This is a genomic window from Anaerostipes hadrus ATCC 29173 = JCM 17467, assembly GCF_030296915.1.
Lineage (GTDB): Bacteria > Bacillota > Clostridia > Lachnospirales > Lachnospiraceae > Anaerostipes > Anaerostipes hadrus.
This window is the reverse complement of record NZ_AP028031.1, coordinates 2,760,001-2,784,727: the sequence shown is the minus strand read 5'-3', so window position 1 is coordinate 2,784,727 and position 24,727 is coordinate 2,760,001. Positions and strand designations below refer to the sequence as shown.

25 protein-coding genes and 1 rRNA gene (1 of these 26 cut by a window edge) are annotated in these 24,727 nt (G+C 35.2%); 20 read left to right on the top strand and 6 right to left on the bottom strand.

Annotated elements, in window-relative coordinates:
• The first annotated feature begins 103 nt into the window (after positions 1 to 103).
• From QUE18_RS13560 to QUE18_RS13510, 11 genes are all read left to right on the top strand, one after another.
• Positions 104 to 850: a DeoR/GlpR family DNA-binding transcription regulator gene (locus tag QUE18_RS13560; RefSeq protein ID WP_009203088.1), complete on the top strand. Its 747-nt coding sequence runs from the start codon at positions 104 to 106 to the stop codon at positions 848 to 850.
• Positions 847 to 1,752, top strand: a complete 906-nt coding sequence (gene pfkB / locus QUE18_RS13555; protein WP_008393003.1) for a 1-phosphofructokinase — start codon at positions 847 to 849, stop codon at positions 1,750 to 1,752. The genes QUE18_RS13560 and pfkB overlap by 4 nt, the downstream gene beginning before the upstream one ends.
• 95 nt (positions 1,753 to 1,847) lie before the next feature.
• Positions 1,848 to 2,387: a 5-formyltetrahydrofolate cyclo-ligase gene (locus QUE18_RS13550; RefSeq protein ID WP_009203087.1), complete on the top strand. Its 540-nt coding sequence runs from the start codon at positions 1,848 to 1,850 to the stop codon at positions 2,385 to 2,387.
• Positions 2,388 to 2,425: 38 nt separating this feature from the next.
• On the top strand, positions 2,426 to 3,571 hold the full coding sequence (locus tag QUE18_RS13545) for a hypothetical protein (RefSeq protein ID WP_227085676.1): 1,146 nt from the start codon (positions 2,426 to 2,428) through the stop codon (positions 3,569 to 3,571).
• 29 nt (positions 3,572 to 3,600) lie between these two features.
• Positions 3,601 to 4,761: a hypothetical protein gene (locus tag QUE18_RS13540; protein ID WP_009203085.1), complete on the top strand. Its 1,161-nt coding sequence runs from the start codon at positions 3,601 to 3,603 to the stop codon at positions 4,759 to 4,761.
• A 22-nt stretch (positions 4,762 to 4,783) separates the two neighbouring features.
• A complete protein-coding gene (locus QUE18_RS13535; protein WP_008393007.1) occupies positions 4,784 to 5,953 on the top strand; it encodes a hypothetical protein in 1,170 nt (389 codons plus the stop codon).
• Between the two features lie 194 nt (positions 5,954 to 6,147).
• Positions 6,148 to 7,206, top strand: coding sequence for an FAD:protein FMN transferase (locus QUE18_RS13530; protein ID WP_009203084.1), 1,059 nt, complete (start codon positions 6,148 to 6,150; stop codon positions 7,204 to 7,206).
• A 37-nt stretch (positions 7,207 to 7,243) separates the two neighbouring features.
• Complete coding sequence (locus tag QUE18_RS13525) at positions 7,244 to 8,842, top strand: FMN-binding protein (protein WP_009203083.1); 1,599 nt, start codon at positions 7,244 to 7,246, stop codon at positions 8,840 to 8,842.
• A 21-nt stretch (positions 8,843 to 8,863) separates the two neighbouring features.
• Positions 8,864 to 9,277 (top strand): FMN-binding protein, encoded by a 414-nt coding sequence (locus QUE18_RS13520; protein ID WP_009203082.1) that lies wholly within the window; start codon positions 8,864 to 8,866, stop codon positions 9,275 to 9,277.
• The gene (locus QUE18_RS13515) at positions 9,277 to 10,125 is read left to right on the top strand and encodes a 4Fe-4S binding protein (protein ID WP_009203081.1); all 849 of its coding nucleotides are present in this window, start codon (positions 9,277 to 9,279) and stop codon (positions 10,123 to 10,125) included. The genes QUE18_RS13520 and QUE18_RS13515 overlap by 1 nt, the downstream gene beginning before the upstream one ends.
• Before the next feature lie 202 nt (positions 10,126 to 10,327).
• A complete protein-coding gene (locus QUE18_RS13510) occupies positions 10,328 to 11,635 on the top strand; it encodes a fibronectin type III domain-containing protein (protein ID WP_009203080.1) in 1,308 nt (435 codons plus the stop codon).
• Positions 11,636 to 11,729: 94 nt separating this feature from the next.
• On the opposite strand, the gene QUE18_RS13505 is transcribed toward QUE18_RS13510, so the two are convergent.
• The 3 genes from QUE18_RS13505 to QUE18_RS13495 all read right to left on the bottom strand — a co-directional run bounded on the left by QUE18_RS13505 (position 11,730) and on the right by QUE18_RS13495 (position 14,427).
• Positions 11,730 to 12,917 carry a Fic family protein gene (locus tag QUE18_RS13505; RefSeq protein ID WP_009203079.1) on the bottom strand — a complete coding sequence of 396 codons (1,188 nt, stop codon included), beginning with the start codon at positions 12,915 to 12,917 and terminating at the stop codon, positions 11,730 to 11,732.
• Positions 12,918 to 13,085: 168 nt separating this feature from the next.
• On the bottom strand, positions 13,086 to 14,165 hold the full coding sequence (locus tag QUE18_RS13500) for an undecaprenyldiphospho-muramoylpentapeptide beta-N-acetylglucosaminyltransferase (protein WP_009203078.1): 1,080 nt from the start codon (positions 14,163 to 14,165) through the stop codon (positions 13,086 to 13,088).
• Between the two features lie 16 nt (positions 14,166 to 14,181).
• The gene (locus QUE18_RS13495; protein ID WP_008393015.1) at positions 14,182 to 14,427 is read right to left on the bottom strand and encodes a TIGR03905 family TSCPD domain-containing protein; all 246 of its coding nucleotides are present in this window, start codon (positions 14,425 to 14,427) and stop codon (positions 14,182 to 14,184) included.
• Between the two features lie 170 nt (positions 14,428 to 14,597).
• Here QUE18_RS13495 and QUE18_RS13490 point away from each other — a divergent pair, with 170 nt between their 5' ends.
• The 4 genes from QUE18_RS13490 to QUE18_RS13475 all read left to right on the top strand — a co-directional run bounded on the left by QUE18_RS13490 (position 14,598) and on the right by QUE18_RS13475 (position 17,566).
• Positions 14,598 to 15,290, top strand: a complete 693-nt coding sequence (locus QUE18_RS13490) for a 5'-methylthioadenosine/adenosylhomocysteine nucleosidase (RefSeq protein ID WP_008393016.1) — start codon at positions 14,598 to 14,600, stop codon at positions 15,288 to 15,290.
• Between the two features lie 118 nt (positions 15,291 to 15,408).
• A complete protein-coding gene (locus QUE18_RS13485; protein WP_226799505.1) occupies positions 15,409 to 16,071 on the top strand; it encodes a hypothetical protein in 663 nt (220 codons plus the stop codon).
• Between the two features lie 52 nt (positions 16,072 to 16,123).
• Positions 16,124 to 16,969, top strand: coding sequence for a polysaccharide deacetylase family protein (locus QUE18_RS13480; protein ID WP_009203076.1), 846 nt, complete (start codon positions 16,124 to 16,126; stop codon positions 16,967 to 16,969).
• A gap of 84 nt (positions 16,970 to 17,053) precedes the next feature.
• The gene (locus QUE18_RS13475; protein ID WP_008393019.1) at positions 17,054 to 17,566 is read left to right on the top strand and encodes a dCTP deaminase/dUTPase family protein; all 513 of its coding nucleotides are present in this window, start codon (positions 17,054 to 17,056) and stop codon (positions 17,564 to 17,566) included.
• A 336-nt stretch (positions 17,567 to 17,902) separates the two neighbouring features.
• Here QUE18_RS13475 and QUE18_RS13470 read toward each other — a convergent pair whose 3' ends face one another.
• Together QUE18_RS13470 and QUE18_RS13465 are read right to left on the bottom strand one after the other, a co-directional pair.
• A complete protein-coding gene (locus QUE18_RS13470) occupies positions 17,903 to 18,454 on the bottom strand; it encodes an RNA polymerase sigma factor (RefSeq protein ID WP_242852696.1) in 552 nt (183 codons plus the stop codon).
• A 62-nt stretch (positions 18,455 to 18,516) separates the two neighbouring features.
• Entirely contained in the window at positions 18,517 to 18,783 is a 267-nt protein-coding gene (locus QUE18_RS13465; protein WP_008393022.1) for a hypothetical protein, read from the bottom strand.
• 133 nt (positions 18,784 to 18,916) lie between these two features.
• Between QUE18_RS13465 and QUE18_RS13460 the strand changes: the two genes are divergently transcribed.
• Positions 18,917 to 19,972 (top strand): PTS sugar transporter subunit IIC, encoded by a 1,056-nt coding sequence (locus tag QUE18_RS13460; protein WP_009203074.1) that lies wholly within the window; start codon positions 18,917 to 18,919, stop codon positions 19,970 to 19,972.
• On the opposite strand, the gene yyaC is transcribed toward QUE18_RS13460, so the two are convergent.
• Complete coding sequence (gene yyaC / locus QUE18_RS13455; RefSeq protein WP_009203073.1) at positions 19,941 to 20,513, bottom strand: spore protease YyaC; 573 nt, start codon at positions 20,511 to 20,513, stop codon at positions 19,941 to 19,943. The two genes, QUE18_RS13460 and yyaC, sit on opposite strands and share 32 nt — an antisense overlap.
• 152 nt (positions 20,514 to 20,665) lie before the next feature.
• Between yyaC and QUE18_RS13450 the strand changes: the two genes are divergently transcribed.
• From QUE18_RS13450 to QUE18_RS13435, 4 genes are all read left to right on the top strand, one after another.
• Complete coding sequence (locus QUE18_RS13450) at positions 20,666 to 21,808, top strand: LysM peptidoglycan-binding domain-containing protein (RefSeq protein WP_009203072.1); 1,143 nt, start codon at positions 20,666 to 20,668, stop codon at positions 21,806 to 21,808.
• Positions 21,809 to 21,911: 103 nt separating this feature from the next.
• Positions 21,912 to 23,105 carry a DUF5711 family protein gene (locus QUE18_RS13445; RefSeq protein WP_009203071.1) on the top strand — a complete coding sequence of 398 codons (1,194 nt, stop codon included), beginning with the start codon at positions 21,912 to 21,914 and terminating at the stop codon, positions 23,103 to 23,105.
• Between the two features lie 12 nt (positions 23,106 to 23,117).
• Complete coding sequence (locus QUE18_RS13440; RefSeq protein ID WP_009203070.1) at positions 23,118 to 23,654, top strand: CvpA family protein; 537 nt, start codon at positions 23,118 to 23,120, stop codon at positions 23,652 to 23,654.
• 525 nt (positions 23,655 to 24,179) lie between these two features.
• Positions 24,180 to 24,727: ribosomal RNA gene (locus QUE18_RS13435) — 16S ribosomal RNA — on the top strand (it continues 985 nt past the right edge of the window).

Here is a 24,727-nt window from a genome sequence, read left to right as displayed (position 1 = left end):
CTGAACAAACTATGAAGAATATACATGATTGAAAATAAAAGAAAATGATTGACTATGATTGAAATTGTGATATACTTAAATAAAAGCGAAAAGAGGTGATATTGTGTTAGCGCAAGAGCGATTTGAACGCATTTTAGAGATTTTAAGAGAGAAACAGTCAGTCACCGTGGTAGAACTGACAGAAAAACTGAACACCTCAGAGTCCACGATACGAAGGGATTTAACGGAATTAAACCGACAAGGTCTTTTGATCAAGGTTCATGGAGGAGCTACTGCGATCAAATCTGTGTTATCAAGAGAAGAAGAAGTTATAACCAAGTCAAAGAAACACCAGGAAGAGAAGCGAAAGATTGCAAAATATGCAGCATCTTTGATCAAAAAAGAAGATATCGTGTATCTTGATGCAGGAACAACGACAGAAATGATGTTAGATTATCTCAGAGAATATGACGTTATTTATGTGACAAATGGGATCACACATGCGAGAAAACTGATGAACGCAGGATTTAAGGTCCATTTGATCGGAGGCGAGATTAAAGCGGTAACAGAAGCATTGGTTGGAGAAGAAGCATTAGAACAGCTTGATAAATATAACTTTACTAAGGGCTTTTTCGGAACAAATGGGATTGATCTGAAGCAGGGATTTACAACGCCAGATCAGAAAGAGGCAGCAGTTAAGAAGAAAGCGATGGAACAGTGCCAGAAAACATATATTCTTTCGGATGCAAGCAAATTCAATGTGATCTCAACTATTAAATTTGCAGATTTAAAGAAGGCAGAGATCATTACAGATCATTTAGAAAACAAAGAGTTCAAAAGAATCACAAACATTGAGGAGGTATTTTCATGATTTATACAGTAACATTTAATCCAGCAATCGATTATGTAATTAAAGTAGATAACCTGACATTAGGACAGGTTAACAGGACAACAAGAGAATACATTTTCTGTGGAGGAAAAGGTATTAATGTATCTCATCTGCTTGCTAATCTTGGAGTAGATAGTGTAGGACTTGGATTTATAGCTGGATTTACAGGAGATGTTATTGAATCAGGAGCGAAAGAACTTGGATTTAAACCAGATTTTATCAGAGTCCGTGAAGGAATGACACGTATCAATGTTAAGGTAAAATCCAACGAAGAAAGTGAGATCAATGGATTAGGACCAGTTATTCATGATGATGAATTAGAGCAGATGTTTAAGAAATTAGATGAATTAGAAGATGGAGATATTTTAGTTCTTGCAGGAAGTATTCCAGCAACACTTCCATCAGATGTATATGAAAGAATCATGGGACGTCTGCAGGGAAAAGATATCCGAATCGTTGTAGATGCAACAAAAGACTTGTTGTTAAACGTATTAAAATATCATCCATTCCTGATCAAACCAAACAATCATGAATTAGGAGAAATGTTTGATGTTGTGCTAAAGACAAATGATGAGATTGTTGAGTATGCAAAGAAACTTCAGGAAAAAGGCGCAAGAAATGTGTTAGTTTCCATGGCAGGAGATGGAGCAATCCTGATCACAGAAGAAGGAGAAGTTCATGTAACACCTTGTCCAAAAGGAGAAGTTAAGAACTCTGTAGGAGCTGGAGATTCCATGGTAGCAGGATTTATCACAGGATATTTAAGAAGTAATGGAGATTATAATGAAGCACTGAAGATGGGGACAGCAGCAGGAAGTGCGACTGCATTTTCAGAAGATGTTGCAACTGGCGAGAAGATTATGGAATTATATAAAACATTATAATGAAATAGCATACAATGAAAGAAAATTATGATAAAATGAACCTAAGAAATTAGGTTCATTTTTTGTGCGTAATTTTATAAAAACTGGAGGACATCATGACGAAAAAAGAAGCAAGACAACAAGTAAAAGAATGGATGAAAAAATTAGACAAAAATTATATAGAAAAAGCAGATCAGTCGATTTTTGAACAGGTAAAAGAGTTAAAAGAATTTCAAGAGGCAAAAACTATTTTTTGTTATGCAAGTATGAAAAATGAAGTTGATACATGGCAGCTGATAGCATCGGCACTGAAACAGGGGAAGAATGTCGGAGTTCCATTGTGTATTGGGAAAGGAATCATGGAAGTGAGACAGATTCATGCTTTAGATGATTTTGAGGAAGGGGCATATGGAATCATGGAACCATCCAGAAGGTGTCCAATCTTATCGAAAGAGAAGATTGATATGGCGGTAATACCTTGTGTAAGTGCAGATAGAGAAGGCCGTAGACTTGGACATGGAGCAGGATTCTATGACCGTTTTTTAGATGGAGTAACATTTCCAAAGATTCTGGTATGTTATAAAGAGTTAATGATGGATCAGGTACCGACAGAGGAGCATGATATTTTGATGGATCAGGTTATTTGTGACGAATAATGAAGTAATAGAATGATCAAGTAGGAGAGATGATAGACATGAGAAAGATTTTAAAGAAAACAGCAACATTAATGATGACAGCAGTGATCGGAGTATCTATGAGTTGTCCCAAGATGATAGTTTATGCGGGACAGAGAATGCAAATGCAAGAGAGATATACGACTCCAAAAGAATGGAATTATACAGAAATCACAGCATATCAGTTTGAATCTACAGATAAATTTGAAGATTATCTTCAGACAGGTGGTACACATCTATACAATGATAAATTTCAGGAAAAGGATCATATGGTCAAAATTACGGTTGCAGATTCAGGGTATTTTACAATTGCAACACAAACAGATGGAAATAGATCGCAGAAGATAAATCTCTATGATTCAACGAAGGAGAAAGTTTTAGCTCAAACGACATCTGATGGAGACCTGGAATATGGAAGGCTTGCAAAAGCAGGTGAGGTCTTCTATCTTCAAATGCCAGAAAAAATCGATAAAATATTTGTGACAACAGGTGTGATCAAAGATGGATTTGGATCTATGAAAGCATCAGATACTTATTATGAATCAGGAACTGGAAGTACCACATATCATCCATTTTCAATTAAGAAGAGATCTGCGGTGGAATTTAACATTTCAGCGATCGATCGAAACAGTGAGATCACTTATGCACACATCGAAAAGAAAGAAAACGGACAATGGAAAAGAATCGATGATACGGTAAAGATCAAGCCAGCATCTTATGATGATGATTTTGTTCATGGATTGACTAAAGGTGAATATCGCCTGGCGATCAAAGCACCGACAACACAGTTAAATGCAGTCTCATATACAAGCAGTTCTAAAAGTAAAAAGGTAGCATATAAGAAATCAAAAGCAAAGAAGATCAAACTGGATGGACAAACATCGAATATATATACAACAGGAGAGAAAACTTCAAGATGGTATAAAATAAGTATTACATCTACAAAGAAGAAAAGAATTCTGAATCTTGGAAAGAACACGGTTTCTGGAGGATACAAGTTTACAATTTATAAAAAGGGAAAGAAAAAAGCAATTAAAACAATTAAGGTAACAGGAAATGCAAATGCGAAGATAGCGAAAATGCCAAAGAAAAAAGGAACATATTATATCAGAATCTCAAAGCTTACAAAGAAAACAAATGGAACGTATGAAATAGGGTATTATTAATCCAAATCAAAATATAAGGAGGAATTTTTATGGCAAGAAGGGGAATCAAGAAAATGGGAGCAGTTCTGATAGCAGCAGGTTTAAGCATTGCAATGTGTAGCCCATCAGTATCTGCAAATGTAAGGACAAATATTAATACAGACAAGATAACACAGAAAAAGACAGCCAGATATGTTGAACCAGAAGAATGGAACAAAGAGGAATTGACTGCATATCAGTTTGATTCAGAAGTAGACATGATGAAATATCTGGTGAGCGGTGGAATGCATTTATATAATAAGAATTATAAAGGCAGTGACCGCTGGGTAAAGATTAAAGTTGCAGATCCAGGGCTGTTTATGGTTGGTGTCGTAAGTAACGATGAGACAAAAATACCAGTATATGATGCGTCAAAGAAAAGAATTATAGTAAATAATTTAAATGATGGCGGGGACAAAGAATATGTAGGTATCGTGAAAACAGGAGATGAATTTTATGTAAAACTGCCAGAGAAGATAGACAAAGTGATCATTTTAACTGGTGTGATCAAAACCGAATTTACTTCCATGGCGAATCAGAAAAGTTATTATGAACTTGGAAAAGGGACAACAACCTATCATCCATTTTCCGTAGCGAAACGCTCAAAAGTACAATTTGATATTACATCCATCGGAAAGAAACATGAAAAAGTTGGAGTATACATTGAGAAAAATGTAAATGGGACATGGAAAAAAGTCGGATATGGCACAACGGTAAAACCAGATAAATATGACAGTGCATTGCTCTATGGATTAGAGGCAGGAAAATATCGTCTGGCATTAAAAACACCAAAAGATCAGATCATTAATATAGAATATACAAGGGACAAATCAAAGAAAAAGGCAGCCTATAAGAAATCAAAAGCGATCAATCTAAAATCAGATATTGACAGTATATATACTTCCACAGAAAAAGCAGCGCGTTGGTATAAGGCTTCTGTTTCATCTACCAAAAAAAGAAAAGCAGTTACATTGTCCAAAGATTCTGTGGGTGGAGGTTTTAAATTCTGTGTTTATCAAAAAGGAAAACGGTTAAAAACAGTAAAAGTCACAAAGAATGATAAAGTTAAGACAGTAAAACTTCCAAAGAAAAAAGGAGCATATTATGTGAAAGTTACGAAACTTACAAGCAAAACAACGGGGGCATATTATTTGGGAACGTATACATATTAAGAATCACAAGGAGGGAAACTGGATGAAAAAAATGAAAAGTAGGTCATTTCGTATTCTTATGGCAGCAGTCATATCAGCAGCGATGCTGTGTCCGCAGGTTAAAGTATCAGCAGCGGATGGCTTAGTATCAAAAGCAGCTACATCATATTTTCCGAGTAAAACAGTAATGAAGAAAACAGCAAGAAAAACAGAGCCGGAAGAATGGAATCAAAAAGAAATTAAAGCATACAAATTTGGAACTCTTGAAGATGCCTTATATTATGCGCTGACTGGCGGGATCAAATATTATGATCAGAATTATTTTAAAAATCCAGATCTGATCAAGCTCACTCCAGTAGAATCAGGAGCTTTAGGACTGGCAGTTGTTGGGGATAATAAACAGGAAGCAATTCTATATGATTCCAATAAAAAAATGATCAAGAAATTGCCACTGTCCTATGTAAAGGCGCAGGTAAATGCAGGAGAAACTTATTATATAGAGTTTCCAAAGAACTGTAAAGAAGGATTGATCACAGCTTACGTATTACAAAATGAATGTGGTGGGTTAGCAAAAAACGACCTCAATATGCAAAAAGGTGAAGAAAAAGAAACTTATCACACATTTAAAATGACAAAAAGAGGATTTGCAGGTTTTGTTGTTGCATCCATGGTAGAAGATGGTGGAAATACAAGCTATAAAGTTCAGAAAAATGAAAAAGGAAAATGGATCACAATCGGAAGAACAAAGTCATTTAAACCAACAAACGAAGACGAAACACAGATTGCAGTAGGTTATGGACTTAGTAAAGGAAACTACCGTCTAGTATTGAAGGCTCCAAAAGAGCAGCTCAATACAATGTTGTATACGACAAAAAATTATGCCAAAAAGAAAGTTGCCTATAAGAAATCCAAAGCAAAGAATCTAAATGCAACAGAGATGTATACAATGAATGAAAAAGCAGCCCGTTGGTATAAAGTATCTGTAAAATCTAGCAAAAAGCAAAGCAAATTGAAGATTTTAACAGTTGCAGATCAAGGTGGATTTAAGTTTACGATCTATGAGAGAGGTAAGAAAAAACCAGTTAAGACAGTAAAAACATCTGCAAAACACTTAGAAAAGACAGTAAAGCTTCCAAAGAAAAAAGGAATGTATTATGTCAAAGTAAGCAAGCGTACTAAGAAGACAAATGGATACTATGAGATTAAGAAATAACGGTTAGAATAGAACGTCAAAAAAGGAATTGTCAGAAAAGACAGTTCCTTTTTTGAACCTTTTTTATATAAAACTACTATAGAATGGCAAAGTATTTTCTTAATGAAAAAAAACCTCAAGTACTATCCTTGAAACAAAAGCAGAAAAATTATAAACTATAGGTTAGCAAGTACTAACCTAGAAGGATGAAATAAATGAAACTAAAAAAGTTAATATGTATAGCGACGATCAGTGTTTTAGGGGTATTATCGTTTGCTGGATGTGCCAAGAAACAGGACGCAAAGAAGACAGAGACAAGTAGTGAAGTAAGTACACAGGAGGCAAGTGTGCAAGTTTTTGCCATGGACACCTATATGAATCTGAAAGCATATGGAAAGAATGCACAAAAAGCAGTGGATGATGCTAAGAGTGAGATTGAGCGATTAGATCAGCTATGGTCAGCGGTAGATAAAAACAGTGAGATCTATCAGCTGAATCAGAAGAAAAAAATGAAAGTATCTGATGAGACATTAGAATTGATCGAATTTGCAAAGAAAAAATCAAAAGAATCAAACGATGCTTTTGATATTTCTATCTATCCGATCGTGGAATTATGGGGATTTCCGACACAGAAATATCGTGTGCCATCGGACAGAGAAATTCAGAAACTTCTGAAAAACGTAAATAGTCAGAAAATCAAAATTAATAAGAAAACAAATGTTGTGACATTAGAGAAAAATATGAAGATTGATCTTGGAGGAATTGCTAAAGGATACACATCACAAAGAATTGCAAAAATCTATAAAAAGGATGGTGTGAAAAGCGGTGTGATCAGTCTTGGTGGTAACGTACAGGCAATCGGAACAAAAACAGATGGAAGCCGATGGAAAGTCGGAGTGCAGTCACCAGATGATACAGAAAGTATGATCGGTGCATATGAAGCTGCTGATGAAGCAGTCATTACATCTGGAGCATATGAAAGATACTTTGAGAAAGATGGGAAAACATATCATCATATCATTGATCCAGCAACTGGAAAACCATCCGAAAAAGATCTGAAATCAGTAACGATCATCAGTAAAAATGGTACATTATCTGATACATTGTCAACAACATTGTTTGTTATGGGGAAGGATAAAGCTACTTCTTACTGGCAGGAACACAGCAAAGAATTCAATATGATCCTTGTTGATGAAAATAATAAGGTATATATTTCACAGGGAATCAAAGATCATTTTAGTTCAGATAGTGATTTTACAGTAATAAAAAAATAAAACGTTAACAGATAGAAAGAGAGAAGGAAAAACAAAAATGAAGATCATTGATCAGTTAAAGAAAGTCAATCTGATTCAGTTTGTGCCTGCGATTTTTGTGATCAGTCTGGTTGGAAACAGTGTTTTTGGATATACGGCACCAAAGTCAGAAAAATCAAAAAATAATTCTGAAAATCAGGTAGAAGCTGCAACGACACAAGCGAAAAAGAAAACAAAGAAAGCAAATGCTGGGGATATTGATCTAAGCAAGATCAAGGATGGAACTTATGAAGGACAGGCAAACGGATATCGTGGTTTGGTAAAGGTTTCAGTTACTGTAAAAGATCATAAGATCACAGCAATCAAAGTATTAAGTAATTCCGATGATGCCGCATTTTTCAATCGTGCATCAGCAGGTGTGATCAAAAATATTCTGGCAAAGCAGTCATTAAAAGTTGATGTTGTCAGTGGAGCAACTTACAGTTCAAATGGAATCATTAAGGCAGTAAAAAATGCGTTAACAGGGGAAGAAGATAAATCATCTGCAAAAGCAGGCGGATCTTCTGCAAAATCTGCAGGAAGTGTTGGTACAGCGGATGAATCAGGAACATACAAAGATGGTACATTTATTGGTACAGCCGCTGGATATCATGGTACTGTAAAAGTTTCTGTGACGATCAAAAAGAATAAGATCAAATCAATTAAAATTTTGGAAAATCATGATGATGCAGCGTATTTTAACCGTGCAAAAGGTATTTTACTTCCATTGATGGTTAAGAAGCAGAGCACAAATGTAGATGCTGTCAGTGGGGCTACATTTAGTTCCAATGGTATTATCAAAGCCGTGCGTAATGCGTTAAGCAAAGCGGCCGTTAATAAATCATCTAGTGACAGTAGTTCTACATCTACAACAAAGGACACAACGAAGAAAGATACAACAGAGAAAGTATCAGGAACATACAAAGATGGTGTTTACGAAGGAACTGGAACAGGATTCAGAGGAAAGATCACTGTCAGTGTTCGTATCAAGAAGAGCAAGATCGTAGAGATCAAACTTGTGAAAAATGAGAAAGATGATGCAGCATATTTTGAACGTGCATGGTCTGAAGTGCCATTTAGTATTATCGCGGTACAATCAGCTAATACAGATAAAGTTGATGCAGTTAGTGGTGCTACATATAGTTCAAAAGGTATCATGGAAGCAGTCAGAGATGCATTAAAGAAAGCATTGGCGAAAAAAGATACGGAAACTACAGTAGAAACAAATAATACGAACAATAGTACAAATGATAATAATACGAATACTGATAATTCATCTGAGGATAATACAACAACTGTACCAACAACACCGACAGATCAAACGTATACAGGAAGTGCAGTATGTGAGCCAGATGAAGATGGAGATTTTGACGCATATGATCTTACTTTAGAAGTTGTAGTTTCATCTGATGGAAAAGTAAAAGGAATCCAAAATATAAAATGGTCAGATAAAAGCATGCAATCATGGTATAAGGATGCGGAAAAAAAGATAGTTCCTCAATTGATCGCAAATGGATTGGATACTTCAAAAAATTATGACGTGGTAACAGGAGCAACATGTTCAAGCAATGCCTTGATCAATGCATATAAGAACGCAATTTCAAAGATTAACCAATAGGTAGAGGAACAAGAAAGAGATATGAAACAATTAAAACAATATAAGCATTTCTTAATGAAACTTCTAAACCTTGTGCTGATCGTTGGAGTATGTTTTGCATATCATAATATTGCAACGATCCGAGCAGAAAAAGAAGCGAAGATCGCAGCTGAGAACAGTGGTTTGGGTTCATGGAAAGACGGAACCTATGAAGGCAGCGGCCAGGGATTCGGTGGTCAGATTGTTGTGAGTGTAACCATAAAAAATGGTTCTATCGATGACATTCAGATTAAAGAAGCGAAAAATGAAGACAGTGCATATTTTAATAATGCAAAAAAAATCATAGATACAATGAAACAAAAGCAGACAGCCGATGTTGATGTAGCAAGTGGAGCGACATACAGTTCAAAAGGTATTATTGCAGCGGTACGAAATGCTTTGAAGGAGGCGTCATAATGAACCTTAGACAAAAGAGAGATATAAGACGTCTCGCCCGGCAGATCATCCAGATCATCTTTTTCCTATGGATGCCGGCGTTATATACATCAGCATTTTCTGGTGTGAGGTATGTGATCGAACAGATCAGGGCAGGCAAGCCGATCGAACATAATGCATTTCTTGTAATGCTGATCGCATTATGCGGATTCACTATTTTGTTTGGCAGATTCTTCTGTGGCTATGCTTGTGCATTTGGAACCTTGGGAGATGGAATGTATGCCCTATCCCAATGGATTCAGAAAAAAGTAAAAAAGAAGCTTCCGTGGGTATCAGAAGAAACAGGACGGAAACTTCAGAAAATGAAATATATAGTGTTATTAGTCTTAATGCTGATTTATGCATTAGGATTTACAAAAAAGTTCCATGGAACCAGTCCTTGGGAAGTATTTTCCATGTTGTACACAGGTAAGATTCCAGACGCCAGTTATTTAGCCGGATGGGTCATCTTTGTACTTATACTGGTAGGTATGTGCCTTAAAGAAAGATTTTTCTGCCAATATCTATGTCCAATGGGAGCAATCTTTGCATGGTTACCGACATTGCCGTTTTCCGTACTCGACAGAGACCGAAGCAACTGCATTCCAAAGTGCCGTGCATGTGAGATTAAGTGCCCTGTAGATTATCAGATCAAAAGGGACCAGAAGAATGGCGGGGAATGTATCTACTGTATGCAATGTGTGGATGTGTGCCCAAAACAAAACATCCATTTGGGTTCAGGTAAGAAATTAAAAGGTAACGAAATCGTTATCATTCTCCTGAAGCTTGTATTATTTATTGGAGTCTGTATTTTTGCACAAAGTTTGTAAGATAATTGACGAAATAGCAAGGTGTCTGATCACTTATAAAGGCACCTTTCTTAAAAAATGACAGTTAGCTAAAACTAACTAAATGCGAAAAATTCTCAATTAGATTCGGAATATGCAAAAATCAAGATAAATATACAAAGATATTTCAGTACTTATATTTTTGTATGAAGCTATTAACTATTATAACTTGAAGGAGGTTCACATGAGAAAAGGAATGTGGAAAAAAGGTTTAACAGTAGCTATGGCTGCTGCAATGTTGGCAGGACCTGTAAGTGTGCCAGCAGTATTTAATAATGGTATATCTGTTGTTAAGGCAGATGAAACGAATAAGGAACAAGATATATATGTGTTGATGAATATCCCATATGCTGATTTTTATAAGGCAGAATTAAATAAAAATGATGTAAAAGTAGATGCGACAACTTCAGCAACAAAGACAAAAACAAAAAGTACATTAGCCAATGGATCTTATCATGCAGACAATACTGGAGAGCATATTTCAGGAATCACTTATCCTGTAAAGATCAAAGCAGGAACAGATCTATCTAAATTAACAAAAATTACAGACGCTTCTAAAGTTTCAATTACAGTAAATATGAAAGGAAAAGAAACAACAACAGAATATAAAGGCAAAGATGCTTTATTTGAAAGTGCAGATTATTCATATTATGAATTAGGTACAACAGCACCAGCGTACTATAAAGAATTAACTGTAAATGAAGATGGATCTTATTCTTTTGGCAAGACTACAGCAACTGAAAAAACAGTAGAAGGTGCAGCGATTGAGAAGTTTAAGACATCATCTAAGTATGGAGATTATCAATTAAATTTAAACTTTGATAAGGTTGCGGATAGTGATCAGATCAGTGGGAATACGAAAGTTCTTGCAGCAGTGATCACAACAACTGATGGAACACAATATGGATTAAGACATGTAGAAAATATCTGGAAAGGGACAGAATTTGCATGGGGAACAGGATTTACAACACAGTCTCATGGTTGCCCAATTTCTGGAGAACATTATAAATCTATGATGGGAAAAACAATTGATGCAGTAACATATTATACAGAAAATGGTGTAGTGAAATATGATATTGATGATACATATGTACCATATAAGTTTGATACAACAGCAACAAAGCCATCAGATGCTACAACAACAGCAACAAAGCCTGCAGCTACAACAACAGCGACAAAACCAGCTGTAAAACCAGTCAAAAAAGTAACAGTTAAGAAACAGACAGCAAAAGTAAAAGCAGGAAAGAAAAAATTAACAGTTACATGGAAGAAAGACAAAAACGTATCTGGATACCAGATCAAGATCGCAACTAAGAAAAACTTCAAAGGTGCAAAGACATACACAGTAAAATCTTACAAGACATATAAGAAAGTCATCAAGAAGTTAAAAGCAAAGAAAAAATATTTTGTAAAAGTACGTGCATACAAGACAGTAGGAAAATCTAAAGTTTACGGTGCATACAGTGCAGTAAGATCTTGCAAAGTGAAATAATGAAAAAATAAATAGTAGCGTATAGTTTTTTCTGAAAAATAAAAACACGAGATTGCCATAGAAGGTAGCAGTCTCGTGTTTTGTTGTTATCTAATCATAAAGTTTTTAAAATATCTAAATCCAAATCATATTTATGAGGTATATCAGATTGTAATAGTGTTTTGATGGAATCTTTCTTCAAACGATTATTAATCGTAACATAAGATTTATCAAGCATTTCAGCCATTTCTCTGGCAGACAATGGTTCCAGACCAAATAAAGAATTCTGTAATAGTAAATGAAGAATTCCGTAATCCGTTTTATCTTTAAAATTAGATAATAATATTTGCTCGAAATAATGCAAACGTTCTATTTTGTCTTCCAGAGAATCGATTAATGCTTCAATGGATGCAAGAATAATTTCTAGAAAATTTGTAATAAAACCAGTTAGGTCACCACGATTATCAGTATCATTTGTATAATCAAAACTTTTATAATATTTGGAAATATTTTGTTTTATTGTTTTTGCTAAATGATAGCTAATCAGAGGCTCTAATTCCTTAGATAAAAGATAACTGCTGATAAAACGATTTGTTCTTCCGTTTCCATCATAAAATGGATGGATATATCCAAATAGATAATGAAAGACGGAGATTCGAATCAAAGGAGGAATGGATTTATTATGCAATATAAATAAAGCTTTTTCCATACAGGCAATAATTTCGGTTTCTCCAGATATTCCACGGTGAATTTCTTTCATATGTGGACTGTAAACGGAAACAGATTTTCTTCGAAAAAAAATTCCATCTGGAAGATTCAAAGGATCATTATTTTTAATTTCTTCACTCACTAATTCATTGTAAATATTTCGAATGTCAGAACAATTATGAATTGAAATTTTTTCAGAATTTTTTAGTAAATTATATTTTTGAACTAATCCATAAAGACGCATATTTTTTTTTGTGATCGATTGTGTATTTAATATATCTTGGATCTCACGTCGAGTACTATTTACGCCTTCAATTTCATTTGTAAGTTTTACTTCATCTACAAGACAAGTTTGAGTATATTGCTCCAGAGCAATCTGAGGGAGTTTTGATTTTAAATAGATTAAAGTCTGGGTAAGTTTATAGATTCTTGATGTTAAATTTAAAATTTCGGTAGTTGGGAGTGAAAAGCATGGAAAACCATGAATTTCAAAATCATAATGTAATGCCAGTTCATTTTCATATCGGGAAGAATAGATAGATTCAAATTGATTTCGGTTTGTATATCGATATTTTTTTAAAATGTGATAATCCATAGTTGTCCTCCTTAAAAAATATAAAGTGAATTTTAATAATAATAGAAGTATAACATAAAAAATTAAAAAATATGCTAATTTTTTAATTTTTTTGGATATAATACATGTAAAAATAAAAAACGAGAGAAATTTTTAATTTCTCTCGTTTTTTATGAGCAATTAATAAAATCATCGTTTCTTTTTTCGAGAAGCTAACTGATTTGCCAGATTCACGATTGTCTCGATCGGATTTGCAAGCTTACTATGATGCATAGCTTCAATATATTTATCACGATCTTCATAAACGCTGTTAACAGCATTCAATAAAGTTTCGCTTGTAACATCCTTCTCCTGAAGCACATAGCTGTATCCCTGATTCTCAAAAGATTCAGCATTTAGGATCTGGTCTCCACGGCTGGCTTCTAATCCAAGAGGAATCAGGATATTTGGCTTTCTAAGTGCAAGAAGCTCACAGATCGCATTCGCTCCAGCACGGGACACAACAACATTTGCACATGCAAAATAATGTTTTAACTCATCTTTGACATATTCAAACTGTTTGTAACCTTCTCTGCCCTCAAGGCTTTCATCTAAGTTATTACGTCCACACAGATGAATGATCTGGTATTTTTCAAGTAACGCATCAATGTTACTGCGGATCGCATTGTTGATCGCAACAGATCCAAGACTTCCACCAATAACAAGAAGTACAGGTTTTTCTTCTGTAAATCCACACAGACGAAGTCCTTCTTCACATTTTCCTGTAAATAATTCTTCACGGATCGGAGAACCTGTTAGTACAGCTTTTCCTTCAGGGAGAAGTTTTACTGTCTCAGGGAAGTTGCAGCATACTTTACTTGCACTAGGAATACTTAACTTGTTTGCTAATCCTGGAGTCATATCAGATTCATGAATGATCACGGGAATATGGAGCTGTTTGGCAGCGATCACAACAGGCACAGTGACAAAGCCACCTTTGGAAAATACAACGTCTGGACGAAGTTTCTTTAAGATCTTCTTTGCTTCAAAAAATCCTTTGATAACTCTGAATGGATCAGAGAAGTTTTTGATATCGAAATAGCGGCGAAGCTTTCCAGAAGAAATTCCATAGTAAGTAACACCGATATCTTCGATCAGTTTCTTTTCCATACCTTCGTAAGAACCAATATAATAAATATTATATCCTTCATCGATCAGTTTCGGTACAAGTGCCATATTTGGTGTAACATGTCCGGCAGTTCCTCCACCGGTTAATACGATTCGTTTCATGATCTTTTCACCCCGATTAATTATTTTCTTTGTACGCGATCAGTGCTTTAGAAAGCTGGTCTGGACAAGAAGTTCCACGGAAACCACACTGAATTCCAGATAATTTGTCGATAACTTCATCAATAGGCAGTCCCTTTGCTAATGCAGCGACACCAGTTGTATTTCCCTGACATCCACCAACAAAATGGATATCTGTTAAGATTCCGTTTTCTACCTCAAATTCAATTTCACTGGAACAAGTTCCTTTTGTTTTATATACCATAATTCTATTATCCTCCTGTAAATATATTTCAAAAATTCAGTATCTGGTAAAATGCCTAGATACACAACAAATTATAGTGCAAGAGAGTGTGTATTTCAAGAGATTCTTATTTGACATAAATTACGATTTCTCGTAAACTGAAATCAACATAAAAGAAAAGGAGATAACATATGATTGGTATCATTGGAGCCATGGAAGAAGAAGTCAGTCAGCTGATCGAAGCTATGGAAGAAAAAGAAAAAGTAACCTGTGCAGGTATGGATTTTTATTGTGGAAAGTTAAAAGATAAAGAAGTTGTGATCGTGCAGAGTGGAATTGGTAAGGTAAATATGGCATTATGCACACAAATTCTTGCAGACCGTTTTGATGTAAAAGCTGTGATCAATACAGGTGTTGCAGGTGGACTATATAAAGACATTGAGATTGGGGACATTGTAATCTCCAAAGATGCAGTTCAGCATGATGTAGATGCAACTGTTTTTGGATATAAAGTTGGGGAAATCCCTAGAATGGATACTTCTTATTTTGAGGCAGATAAAGATCTGATCGAACTTGCCAAGAAGACATGTGACGAAGTGAATCCAGATATCCACAGCTATGTTGGAAGAGTAGTCAGTGGTGATCAGTTTATTTCAGATAATAAGAAGAAACATTATCTGATCAATGAATTTGATGGATACTGTGCAGAGATGGAAGGTGCAGCGATGGCACAGGCAGCACATTTAAATCAGATTCCATTTATCATTCTTCGTGCGATCTCTGATAAAGCAGATCAGGAAGCAGCAGGAAGTTACGAAGAATTTGAAAAAGCGGCAATAAAACACATTGTTCGTCTGGTTCTTGGAATATTAGACAGAATGTAGTCTAACTTTGTAGGACGGTTTCTCTTAAGTTTCGATAGATATCCTTTTATAATCATAAGTAACATATATATGATGAAAAGGAGTGGTATCTATGGAAATGTTAAGGGAAACTTTTTTTATGAAAGGATTTATAACAGCAATGGTGATCGCAGTTCTTACTAAGGTCATAGTTTGGGCAAATTATCATAGATTGTTAGTATCTTCAGAAGAAATGGAGAGACCAAAACGGTATTGGATCGGCACATTAAAAAAGAAAATAGAAAACTATTATAATCTGCAAACAAAAGTGAATAATATCAGCTGTATTGTGGATAAATATTTTGAAGCGGACAAGATATTGGGGATAAATTCGTTTTTCCTGGAACAGATTCCAGGGTTTTGTGCAATTATCTGTGTAGGTCTTGGATGTCTGGGCGCTATTCGTGGAATAGCAATGAATGCAGATATTAATTTCTGGGGAAGAAATTTGATCATTGGAGTTGTATGTGGAATTTCCATCTTTATGATGGATTATTTAACAAAAATGGATCAGATGAAGAGGAAAATAAAAATTAATCTGATCAACTATTTGGAAAATATATTACCAAATCGAATGTTGAATTATACAAAAAAACAAAATTATAAAGAAAATTTAGAAAATAAGAAAAAAGAAGAGATAAAAAAAGAAAAGAAACAGGTAGCGAATATCGAAGAGCATTGGGGAGAGATTGCAAGTTCCAGAGAATGTCAGTTGACAGATGAAGATCTGCAGATATTAAAAGATTTTATAAAAGACTTATAAAGTGAGAAATTGGATAATACATATAAGAAAAAGGGGTTGTGTGGGTGTTTTTATGAAATATCGAAGGATTTTTCAGATGATCTTAGTTTGTATAACAGGAATATTACTTAGTGGATGCAGGGGACAAATCGAAGAGCAGAAAAAGAAAAAGCAGGATACGCACCAAGATTCAACAATACAGATATACAAGACGGTGGGAAATGTTTCGCAAGGGATTGAAAGTTGGTGGTTTAAAAGAAATGAGGAACATCAGCAGCCAGAGGTTTCACAGAAAATAGATCTGTCAAAATATGATGCATATTATGTAGATCCAAAATGCACAGAAAAAAAGATTTATCTGACGTTTGATTGCGGATATGAAAATGGATTTACTCCAAAAATTCTGGATGTTTTGAAAAGACAAAAAGTTGTAGCAGCTTTTTTTGTAACAAAACCATTTATCAGAGAGGAAGCAAAGCTCGTAAAGCGTATGAAAAAAGAGGGGCATATCGTAGGAAATCACACGGTACATCATAAGAGCATGCCAACATTGTCAGATCGCGATAATAAACAGGAGATCATAGATTGTGCACAGTATTGTAAAGAAGCAACAGGATATGATATGGATCCTTTTATCCGGCCTCCAATGGGAGAGTATAATGAGAGAACACTAGCATTAACCAAAAAGATGGGATATCGGACAATTTTCTGGAGTATGGCTTACGTGGATTTTAAGGTGGATCAACAGCCTGGAAAAGACTATGTGATAGAACATTTTCAAAAATATACGCATAAAGGTGCGATCCCACTCATACATAATATATCGCGATCAAACGCAGAAGCGTTGGAGACAGTAATCATAAACCTAAAAAAAGAGGGATACCGATTTGAGGGATTGAAAAAACTACCGGACTATTGAAAGAAATTCGTTAGTTTGATAAAATAAGGAACGTTATAAATATTAACAGATACGCAGAATATCATTTATAATTAGGAGATACAGATGAATAAGATAGCACAATTTCATAAAGTAAGTTTTGAACAGTTCAAAGAAAGCTGGGATGATAGTTTTCCAGGAGCTTCAGAAGAAGAAATCAAAGAAATCTATGACCAGATCAAATTGCCAAAGAGAGCGACTAGAGGATCAGCAGGATACGACTTTTTTAGTCCGGTTGATTTTGAATTAAAACCAGGAGAAACAATCAAGATTCCAACAGGAATCCGAGTTTTTATTGAATCTGATTGGGTATTAAATATTTTTCCAAGAAGTGGATTAGGATTTAAATTCCGTCTTCAGATGAATAATACAGTCGGTATTATTGACAGCGATTATTTTTATTCCGACAATGAAGGTCACATTTTTGTAAAATTAACAAATGACACCAATGAAGGTAAGACAGTTTCAGTGGCACAGGGAACTGGCATGGTACAGGGAATCTTTATGCAGTACGGAGTTACGATCGATGATGATGCAACAGAAGTCAGAAATGGCGGCTTTGGAAGTACAACAAAATAGAAAATGAATAACAGGTCAGAGTATTAATCTCTGACCTGTTGTATTTTGTATGGAGATGATGAGAATCCATACATTTGTGGAATTTATAAGAGAGAATCCATTATATCTGAGATATGATTCAGAGATGAGACCTGTCATCAATGAAAATTATATTCTATATACGGACGAATACAGGGTGTCCTGTTTTTTTGACTGCCTGTTGCTATCTTGTAATCGGTAATCCTGCTGTTATTATTATGCGTTTAAAATACAATGTTCACTCTCTTATATATAGTAAACCGATTTTTGAAGAAAAAAGGGAACCAGAAAATAAAAAAATATTCTTATTTGTATTGTTCATAGGAAATCCTCTTTCTGAAACATGGTTCTTACGCGTTTCTTGGCTACAGCAATTCTTTTCTTAACTGCTCTTTCAGAAATATGAAACATACATGCAATCTCACTATATTTAAATCCATAGAAATAATGAAAAATTATAGTATCACGAAAATCAGGTGTTAGTGTTGAGAAAATGATCTTGAGAGAATCAAGATAAATATAACGGATAAACAGATCCTCAGGATCAATGAGATTACGAGAAATATCGTTACCATCATCATAATCTAAAGGATAGTGAGAATTTTTATACTCATCCATAGTTAGTGTATACATCACATTACGCTGTATAGCAAAGAGATAATAGATAATCTCGTGTTCAGGTACATGTAATGTTGTGTCAGGATGTAAAAGAATTTTTTCAAATATCTGCTGAACACCATCTTCAGCAATACTTGGATTTGACGTGTAATGAAAAGCATTACAGTATAATTTATGCGAATATTTCTGATATAAAAGTGCAACATATTCAGAAATATTCTGATTGTTTGTGGGGTGACCGTTTCCCTTCATATAAATAATCTCCATTTGTCTTGTGGTTTTGTAAACGATTTCAAAAGAAAATATAAAATTATTTAGTCTTCTTCAATTACCTGAATTTCAAGAAAATCAAAATCAATATCTTCTACAAAACTGTCAGAATTAAATCTGGTTTTTGAATGATGGATAAAGTCGTTTTTATTGTGATCAAGCCAGAGTGGTTTAGAAAGATCAAATTCATAACAGATCTCTTCCAATGCCTGATATACTTTTCTAGTTCGATTCAGATCACTATCTATACAGATTACAGTGTCTTTTAACATATGATTTTCATGAAAAATCTTGCCCCACATACGAAACATAAATAAACTCCTGCCTTAATAAATTGGTAAATAGTTACTTCTTTTGACTTAGTATAGAAGTATTTTTGTTTCTTGTAAAGCAAAATAGGTATGTTATACTAAAAAAAACATTACGTTAAAAGGGAGATGGAGCATGAAAATTTTAAAACGGATTTTTATAGATGGATTGTCAGGAATGGCAATAGGATTATTTGCAACATTGATCATTGGAACGATTTTAGAACAAGCCGGAACGATCATAGGAGGAGATATAGGAAATATGATCGTTATGGTTGCATCGATTGCTAAAGTATTGACGGGAGCTGGAATTGGAATTGGAGTTGCAAGTAAATTAGGAGAATCAACACTTGTATGTGCATCTGCCGCAAGTACGGGTATGATCGGAGCTTTTGCTTCTGGCTTATTGAATGGAAGTGTAAGTTCAAGTGGCAAAATCCTATTAAGTGGCCCAGGAGAGCCTCTTGGAGCATTTGTAGCGGCTTACATAGGAATAGAGATTGGAAGGATTTTCATTGGAAGAACAAAGCTTGATATTATTTTGACGCCATTAACAACGATCGTATGTGGTGGAATCGTGGGGTTAACGGTTGGACCATATATTTCAGATCTCATGAAACAGATCGGAGAGATGATTCGATGGGGAACAGAACAGCAGCCATTTTTGATGGGAATTGTTGTTTCTGTATTGATGGGTATGGCGTTAACTCTTCCGATCAGTTCAGCAGCACTTGGAATTATTTTGAATCTTTCTGGAATTGCCGCAGGAGCAGCAACGATTGGGTGTTGTGCACAGATGATCGGATTTGCGACGGCCAGTTTACGGGAGAATGGAATTGGAGGTCTATTGGCACAGGGAATAGGAACATCGATGTTACAGGTTCCCAATATTGTAAGAAAACCATTGATCTGGCTGCCACCGATCATTACAAGTGCCATTCTTGGTCCGATCTCTACTGTAGTTTTAAAAATGACGAATAATGCAATTGGTTCTGGTATGGGAACGGCAGGGTTTGTGGGACCAATGATGACATATAAGACGATGACAACAGGAGGAACTTCTGCAGTGACTGTTATTGTCATGATACTGGTTATGCAGATCATAGCTCCTGCATTTTTGACATATTTTATTTCGGAAGCGATGCGTAGAGCAGGATTGATCAAGGATGGGGACATGAAACTTGATATATAGAAGGGATATTAGCGGATTTTATACCATTTGTGATAAAATCCGCTAATTTTATAACGGTGTGAAGTCGAGTGTTTTGAATTACAGATTCGTTTGAAACGGAATCAGAAAAGACATTTACAATTCCAGTGATTGATAATTGTCCGATCGGTGGGAGTTGTTTTGAAACGCCTCGGCCAGGAAGTAGTGGGAGAGGGGAGAGTGTAATACATCCAACATGCTGTGCATAACCGAGACAGGAATCGACAGCGATGATGAAAGGATTTTGGCAGACAGAATAAATTTCTTTAAAAGTTTGATTGAGATTTTTAGCGTGAATAGGTTCTTTTAAAGTCCCAAAAACTGAATATTGAGGAGAAGGAAGCAATGCCTGACCAACGAGTGGTCCAAGACAGTCACCAGTCGCGCGGTCTGTACCGATACAGACAATGACGAGGGGCTGATTTTTTTTATGCTTTATTTTGAGATAATGTAGCAGATCATTTTGAAATTTCATAAGAGCATAAGGGGAATCTGGATGATAGTAAGATATTTTTTTTAACAATAGATCGTCCTCCTGATTTAAATTCTCTTTTTAGTGTATACAAAAAGAAAAGAAGTATGTAAAAAAATTTTAACGTCTCGACGTTGTTTGATAAAAATTTTTATCTCTTTATGATAAGGTTTTTGTGAAATGGAAGAAAAGGAGGTTTTTTCGTGAAAACAGAGCAGCAGTTGCCTAAAAATATCAGGCAGATTGGAAGTCCAGCAGGACACACAAAAGTATATATTGAAGATTATGTTATAACATTTTTAAATTCTTTATCCATGGACAAAAATACATATGTAAGAGGAGCAATTTTATTTGGAGAGAAAAAGCAGATTGGAAATGATCTTGTTATTTTTATAAGAGGAGCGATCGAGGGACAGAATCTGGAATTGGATCTTGATGAAACAGTATTTGATGATGAAGTATGGAGAGAGATATATCAACAGAAGGAGCGATTGTTTTCTGGTCTGGATGTCATCGGATGGGCACTTTTAAGAATGGGATTTTCGGTTCGACTCAATGATAAAATAAAAAAGACACATTTTGAAAATTTTCCAGGAGAAGGAAAAGTGTTATATATGATGGATAATCTGGAAGGAGAAGATGCATTTTATGTTTTTCGAGGAGAAGATCTCTCAAGGCAAAATGGATACTATATATATTATGAAAAAAATCCGATGATGCAGAATTATCTTGTGGAACGAAGACAAGATATAAAAGAGGTGCAGACATATGAAAAAATGATGGAGAGTCGAAGAGATGAGAAATTGATCCGGCAGTTTCGTGAAAAGATATCCAAAAAAACCAAGAGTAATCAGAGAAAAGGAAGGATTCGGAATATTTCAACGGCAGCAGCAGTTACGATCATGATGATCATGGGAGGTACGATGTATTATTATGCTGGACAAGATCAGAGTATAAATTTTAAAGAGGTTGTAAATGGTGCGGTGCATACGATGGGAAAAGGGGTGTCGGATCAAATTTCAACAAAATCATCAACAAAATCATCAACAACGAGTGTAAAAATAACAAAAACATTAGATTCGGCAACACAAACTTCAATACATAAAAAGGAACAAAAAACAACACAACCCACAATAAAACAAAAACAGAAAACTCAAAAAGTAAGTTCTGGGCAATACAAGTCTTATACATATACCGTAAAAAGTGGAGAGACGTTAGTATCGATCAGTCGGAAGGTATATGGGACCCAGAAGCTTGTTCAAAGAATCAAAAAGGCAAATGCATTGTCTGACGAAAATCAGATTTACCCAGGACAGAAGTTGATCATTCCTGGAACACTTCGATGATATTTAAACTAGGAAATATGTGTAGACTGGACACATTTCATTGAATAAGGTATACTTACCTGTATTCAGAGATGATGATTGATTAGAAAATGGAAGGTATTTTATGGAACAAAAGACGAAATCAGGGTTTTCTCTTTATGTCAATTCCAATGAGAACATTCAAAATGCATTATTTCTAAGAGAAAAAAAGAAAAAATATCGTATGGGATTGATCATAGCGTTTGTGGTTGTATGTATATGTACAATATTTGCATATCGCTATCGGACATATCACAGGATGAAGGTTGTAAAAACGATCACAAAAGAGCTGACAGAATCATTTCAGTCATTTGCATATAAGAAAGGAACGATCTGTTACAGCGAAGATGGGATTTCTTTCTTAGATGGAAAAGGAAATGAAAAATGGAATAAAACATATTCCATTAAGAATCCACAGGCATCTTATTGTGGGAACTATATTGTAGTTGCATCCAAGAATGGGAATGAGATTGCGTTACTTGATTCAGATGGACAGATGAAAAAATTTAGTGTATCTTATCCAATCGTAGATTTGGAAGTGGCAAAACAAGGTGTAATTGCTTTAATTCTTCACGGTGATAATGGAAATTATATAGAATTATATGATGCAGCACAGAAGAAACTGGTAAGTATCAAAGTCACATCTGATCAAAATGGATATCCAATGGATATTGATCTGTCATCAGATGGACAAGATCTTTTGGTCAGTTATCTTGTCGTTGATGGGATTAATGTAAAAAGCAGAGTTGCACTGTATAATTTTGGACAGGAAGGTGAAGACAGTGGAGATCAGATGATCGGTGGCTTTGATTTTAAAGATACGGTAATTCCGAAAGTGAGCTTTATGGGTGATTCTAAAGCTGTGGCAATTGGAGATGATCAGATGATTTTCTTTAAAGTAGGAAAAACAATTTCTAAAAAGCAAACGATATCATTTGATAAAGATGTGAGTAGTGTTGCGGTGAATGATGATTACGCAGCATTCGTATTTGAAGATCAGAAAAAAACAGATCAAGAAAAATATGAAGCAGTCGTATATAATAAAACAGGAAGAAAATTGATGTCACATAAATTCTCTTCAGAATATAATAAATTATTATTAGGAGAGAAAGAATTATTGTTGGCTGGAAATTATCATTGTTCAATTGTGAATTTTGCTGGACATGAAATGTTTAAGAAAGACTTTAAGAAACGGATTGTCAATATTTCACCAACAGGAAAAAGACAGAAATATCTGATAACCTATGAAAATAGTACAAATTTATCAGAGATATACTAGAATGGAGTACATATGGGAGAAATTATCGTAGCTGTTTTTGGAATCTATTTGATCTTGCAGATGATCATAGGTTATCGAAGAGGACTCATTAAAAGTATGCTGAATCTTGCATCATGGATTTTAACTTTTGCGATCGCTTATAAAGGCGCGGCATATTTTAAAGAAATAGTGATTCAAAATGTACCAGAAATCCAGGGAACGATTGTTACAGATCGAATTGCATATATGATTGCATATATGGGGTTGATGATCGTATGTAAAATTATTTTTTCAGTGGTAATACGTCTTGCAAATAAAGTTACAAGGGTTCCAGGTGTTGGGTTTATTAACAAGGTAGCAGGAGCAGCACTTGGATTGATCAAAGGTTCCTTGATCATTATGGTAGTTGTATTTTTTATTTCATTGATGCCACATGTTGGAATGGAATCTGAATATGCTCAGATCGTTGGCGGAAGTGAAGTTATGCAGACAATGGTGGAAACGAATCCATTAGAACAGATGATCAAACAGCAGATACAGATAGAAACGCAGAAATTATTACAACAATAAAAAGAAGGTATTTTGCAAATGTCATTTAATGATTCATTTGCAGGATACCTTCTTTTTGAAATAATGATGAGAGTGTTAAATAATAAAAATAGAAAAAATGAAAAAAGGTGTTGACATAAAAGAAATGGCATGATATTATATTTAAGCTGTCTGTGAGAGACAGTGAGGAACATATTGTTTCAAAGGGATTTGAAAAAAATGTTTCAAAAAAGAATTAAAAAAGTTCTTGACAAGTAAGAAAGAACATGATATGATGTAAAAGTTGCTGCGGTTCTTATGAAGAACGGGTCAACAAAATAAATCAAAAAAGTTCTTGACAAGCTAAGAACGAAGTGATATAATGATAAAGCTTCTTATACGAAGCGGATCACAAAAAAGATCTTTGACAACTGAACAATAAGACAACCTTGAAAATTCTAATGAATTTTTCAGATGATTTTAGTAAAAATCAACGAACGTTCTTTATAGAGAACAGTAATTAACAAGGATAAAGAAGCTAGTGCTTCTTGAACTTGGATCAACATTGAACATGAGAGTTTGATCCTGGCTCAGGATGAACGCTGGCGGCGTGCTTAACACATGCAAGTCGAACGAAACACCTTATTTGATTTTCTTCGGAACTGAAGATTTGGTGATTGAGTGGCGGACGGGTGAGTAACGCGTGGGTAACCTACCCTGTACAGGGGGATAACAGTCAGAAATGACTGCTAATACCGCATAAGACCACAGCACCGCATGGTGCAGGGGTAAAAACTCCGGTGGTACAGGATGGACCCGCGTCTGATTAGCTGGTTGGTGAGGTAACGGCTCACCAAGGCGACGATCAGTAGCCGGCTTGAGAGAGTGAACGGCCACATTGGGACTGAGACACGGCCCAAACTCCTACGGGAGGCAGCAGTGGGGAATATTGCACAATGGGGGAAACCCTGATGCAGCGACGCCGCGTGAGTGAAGAAGTATCTCGGTATGTAAAGCTCTATCAGCAGGGAAGAAAATGACGGTACCTGACTAAGAAGCCCCGGCTAACTACGTGCCAGCAGCCGCGGTAATACGTAGGGGGCAAGCGTTATCCG

Coding starts and splice junctions, on each gene's coding strand:
- QUE18_RS13470 (WP_242852696.1), bottom strand. CDS start 18,454: ATGAAGGGAAACGGTCACCCCACAAACAATCAGAATATTTCTGAATAT.
- QUE18_RS13550 (WP_009203087.1), top strand. CDS start 1,848: ATGACGAAAAAAGAAGCAAGACAACAAGTAAAAGAATGGATGAAAAAA.
- QUE18_RS13485 (WP_226799505.1), top strand. CDS start 15,409: ATGAAAGGATTTATAACAGCAATGGTGATCGCAGTTCTTACTAAGGTC.
- QUE18_RS13505 (WP_009203079.1), bottom strand. CDS start 12,917: ATGGATTATCACATTTTAAAAAAATATCGATATACAAACCGAAATCAA.
- QUE18_RS13540 (WP_009203085.1), top strand. CDS start 3,601: ATGGCAAGAAGGGGAATCAAGAAAATGGGAGCAGTTCTGATAGCAGCA.
- QUE18_RS13545 (WP_227085676.1), top strand. CDS start 2,426: ATGAGAAAGATTTTAAAGAAAACAGCAACATTAATGATGACAGCAGTG.
- QUE18_RS13530 (WP_009203084.1), top strand. CDS start 6,148: ATGAAACTAAAAAAGTTAATATGTATAGCGACGATCAGTGTTTTAGGG.
- QUE18_RS13525 (WP_009203083.1), top strand. CDS start 7,244: ATGAAGATCATTGATCAGTTAAAGAAAGTCAATCTGATTCAGTTTGTG.
- QUE18_RS13520 (WP_009203082.1), top strand. CDS start 8,864: ATGAAACAATTAAAACAATATAAGCATTTCTTAATGAAACTTCTAAAC.
- QUE18_RS13515 (WP_009203081.1), top strand. CDS start 9,277: ATGAACCTTAGACAAAAGAGAGATATAAGACGTCTCGCCCGGCAGATC.
- pfkB (WP_008393003.1), top strand. CDS start 847: ATGATTTATACAGTAACATTTAATCCAGCAATCGATTATGTAATTAAA.
- QUE18_RS13500 (WP_009203078.1), bottom strand. CDS start 14,165: ATGAAACGAATCGTATTAACCGGTGGAGGAACTGCCGGACATGTTACA.
- QUE18_RS13445 (WP_009203071.1), top strand. CDS start 21,912: ATGGAACAAAAGACGAAATCAGGGTTTTCTCTTTATGTCAATTCCAAT.
- QUE18_RS13490 (WP_008393016.1), top strand. CDS start 14,598: ATGATTGGTATCATTGGAGCCATGGAAGAAGAAGTCAGTCAGCTGATC.
- QUE18_RS13510 (WP_009203080.1), top strand. CDS start 10,328: ATGAGAAAAGGAATGTGGAAAAAAGGTTTAACAGTAGCTATGGCTGCT.
- QUE18_RS13535 (WP_008393007.1), top strand. CDS start 4,784: ATGAAAAAAATGAAAAGTAGGTCATTTCGTATTCTTATGGCAGCAGTC.
- QUE18_RS13465 (WP_008393022.1), bottom strand. CDS start 18,783: ATGTTTCGTATGTGGGGCAAGATTTTTCATGAAAATCATATGTTAAAA.
- QUE18_RS13475 (WP_008393019.1), top strand. CDS start 17,054: ATGAATAAGATAGCACAATTTCATAAAGTAAGTTTTGAACAGTTCAAA.
- QUE18_RS13495 (WP_008393015.1), bottom strand. CDS start 14,427: ATGGTATATAAAACAAAAGGAACTTGTTCCAGTGAAATTGAATTTGAG.
- QUE18_RS13440 (WP_009203070.1), top strand. CDS start 23,118: ATGGGAGAAATTATCGTAGCTGTTTTTGGAATCTATTTGATCTTGCAG.
- QUE18_RS13480 (WP_009203076.1), top strand. CDS start 16,124: ATGAAATATCGAAGGATTTTTCAGATGATCTTAGTTTGTATAACAGGA.
- QUE18_RS13460 (WP_009203074.1), top strand. CDS start 18,917: ATGAAAATTTTAAAACGGATTTTTATAGATGGATTGTCAGGAATGGCA.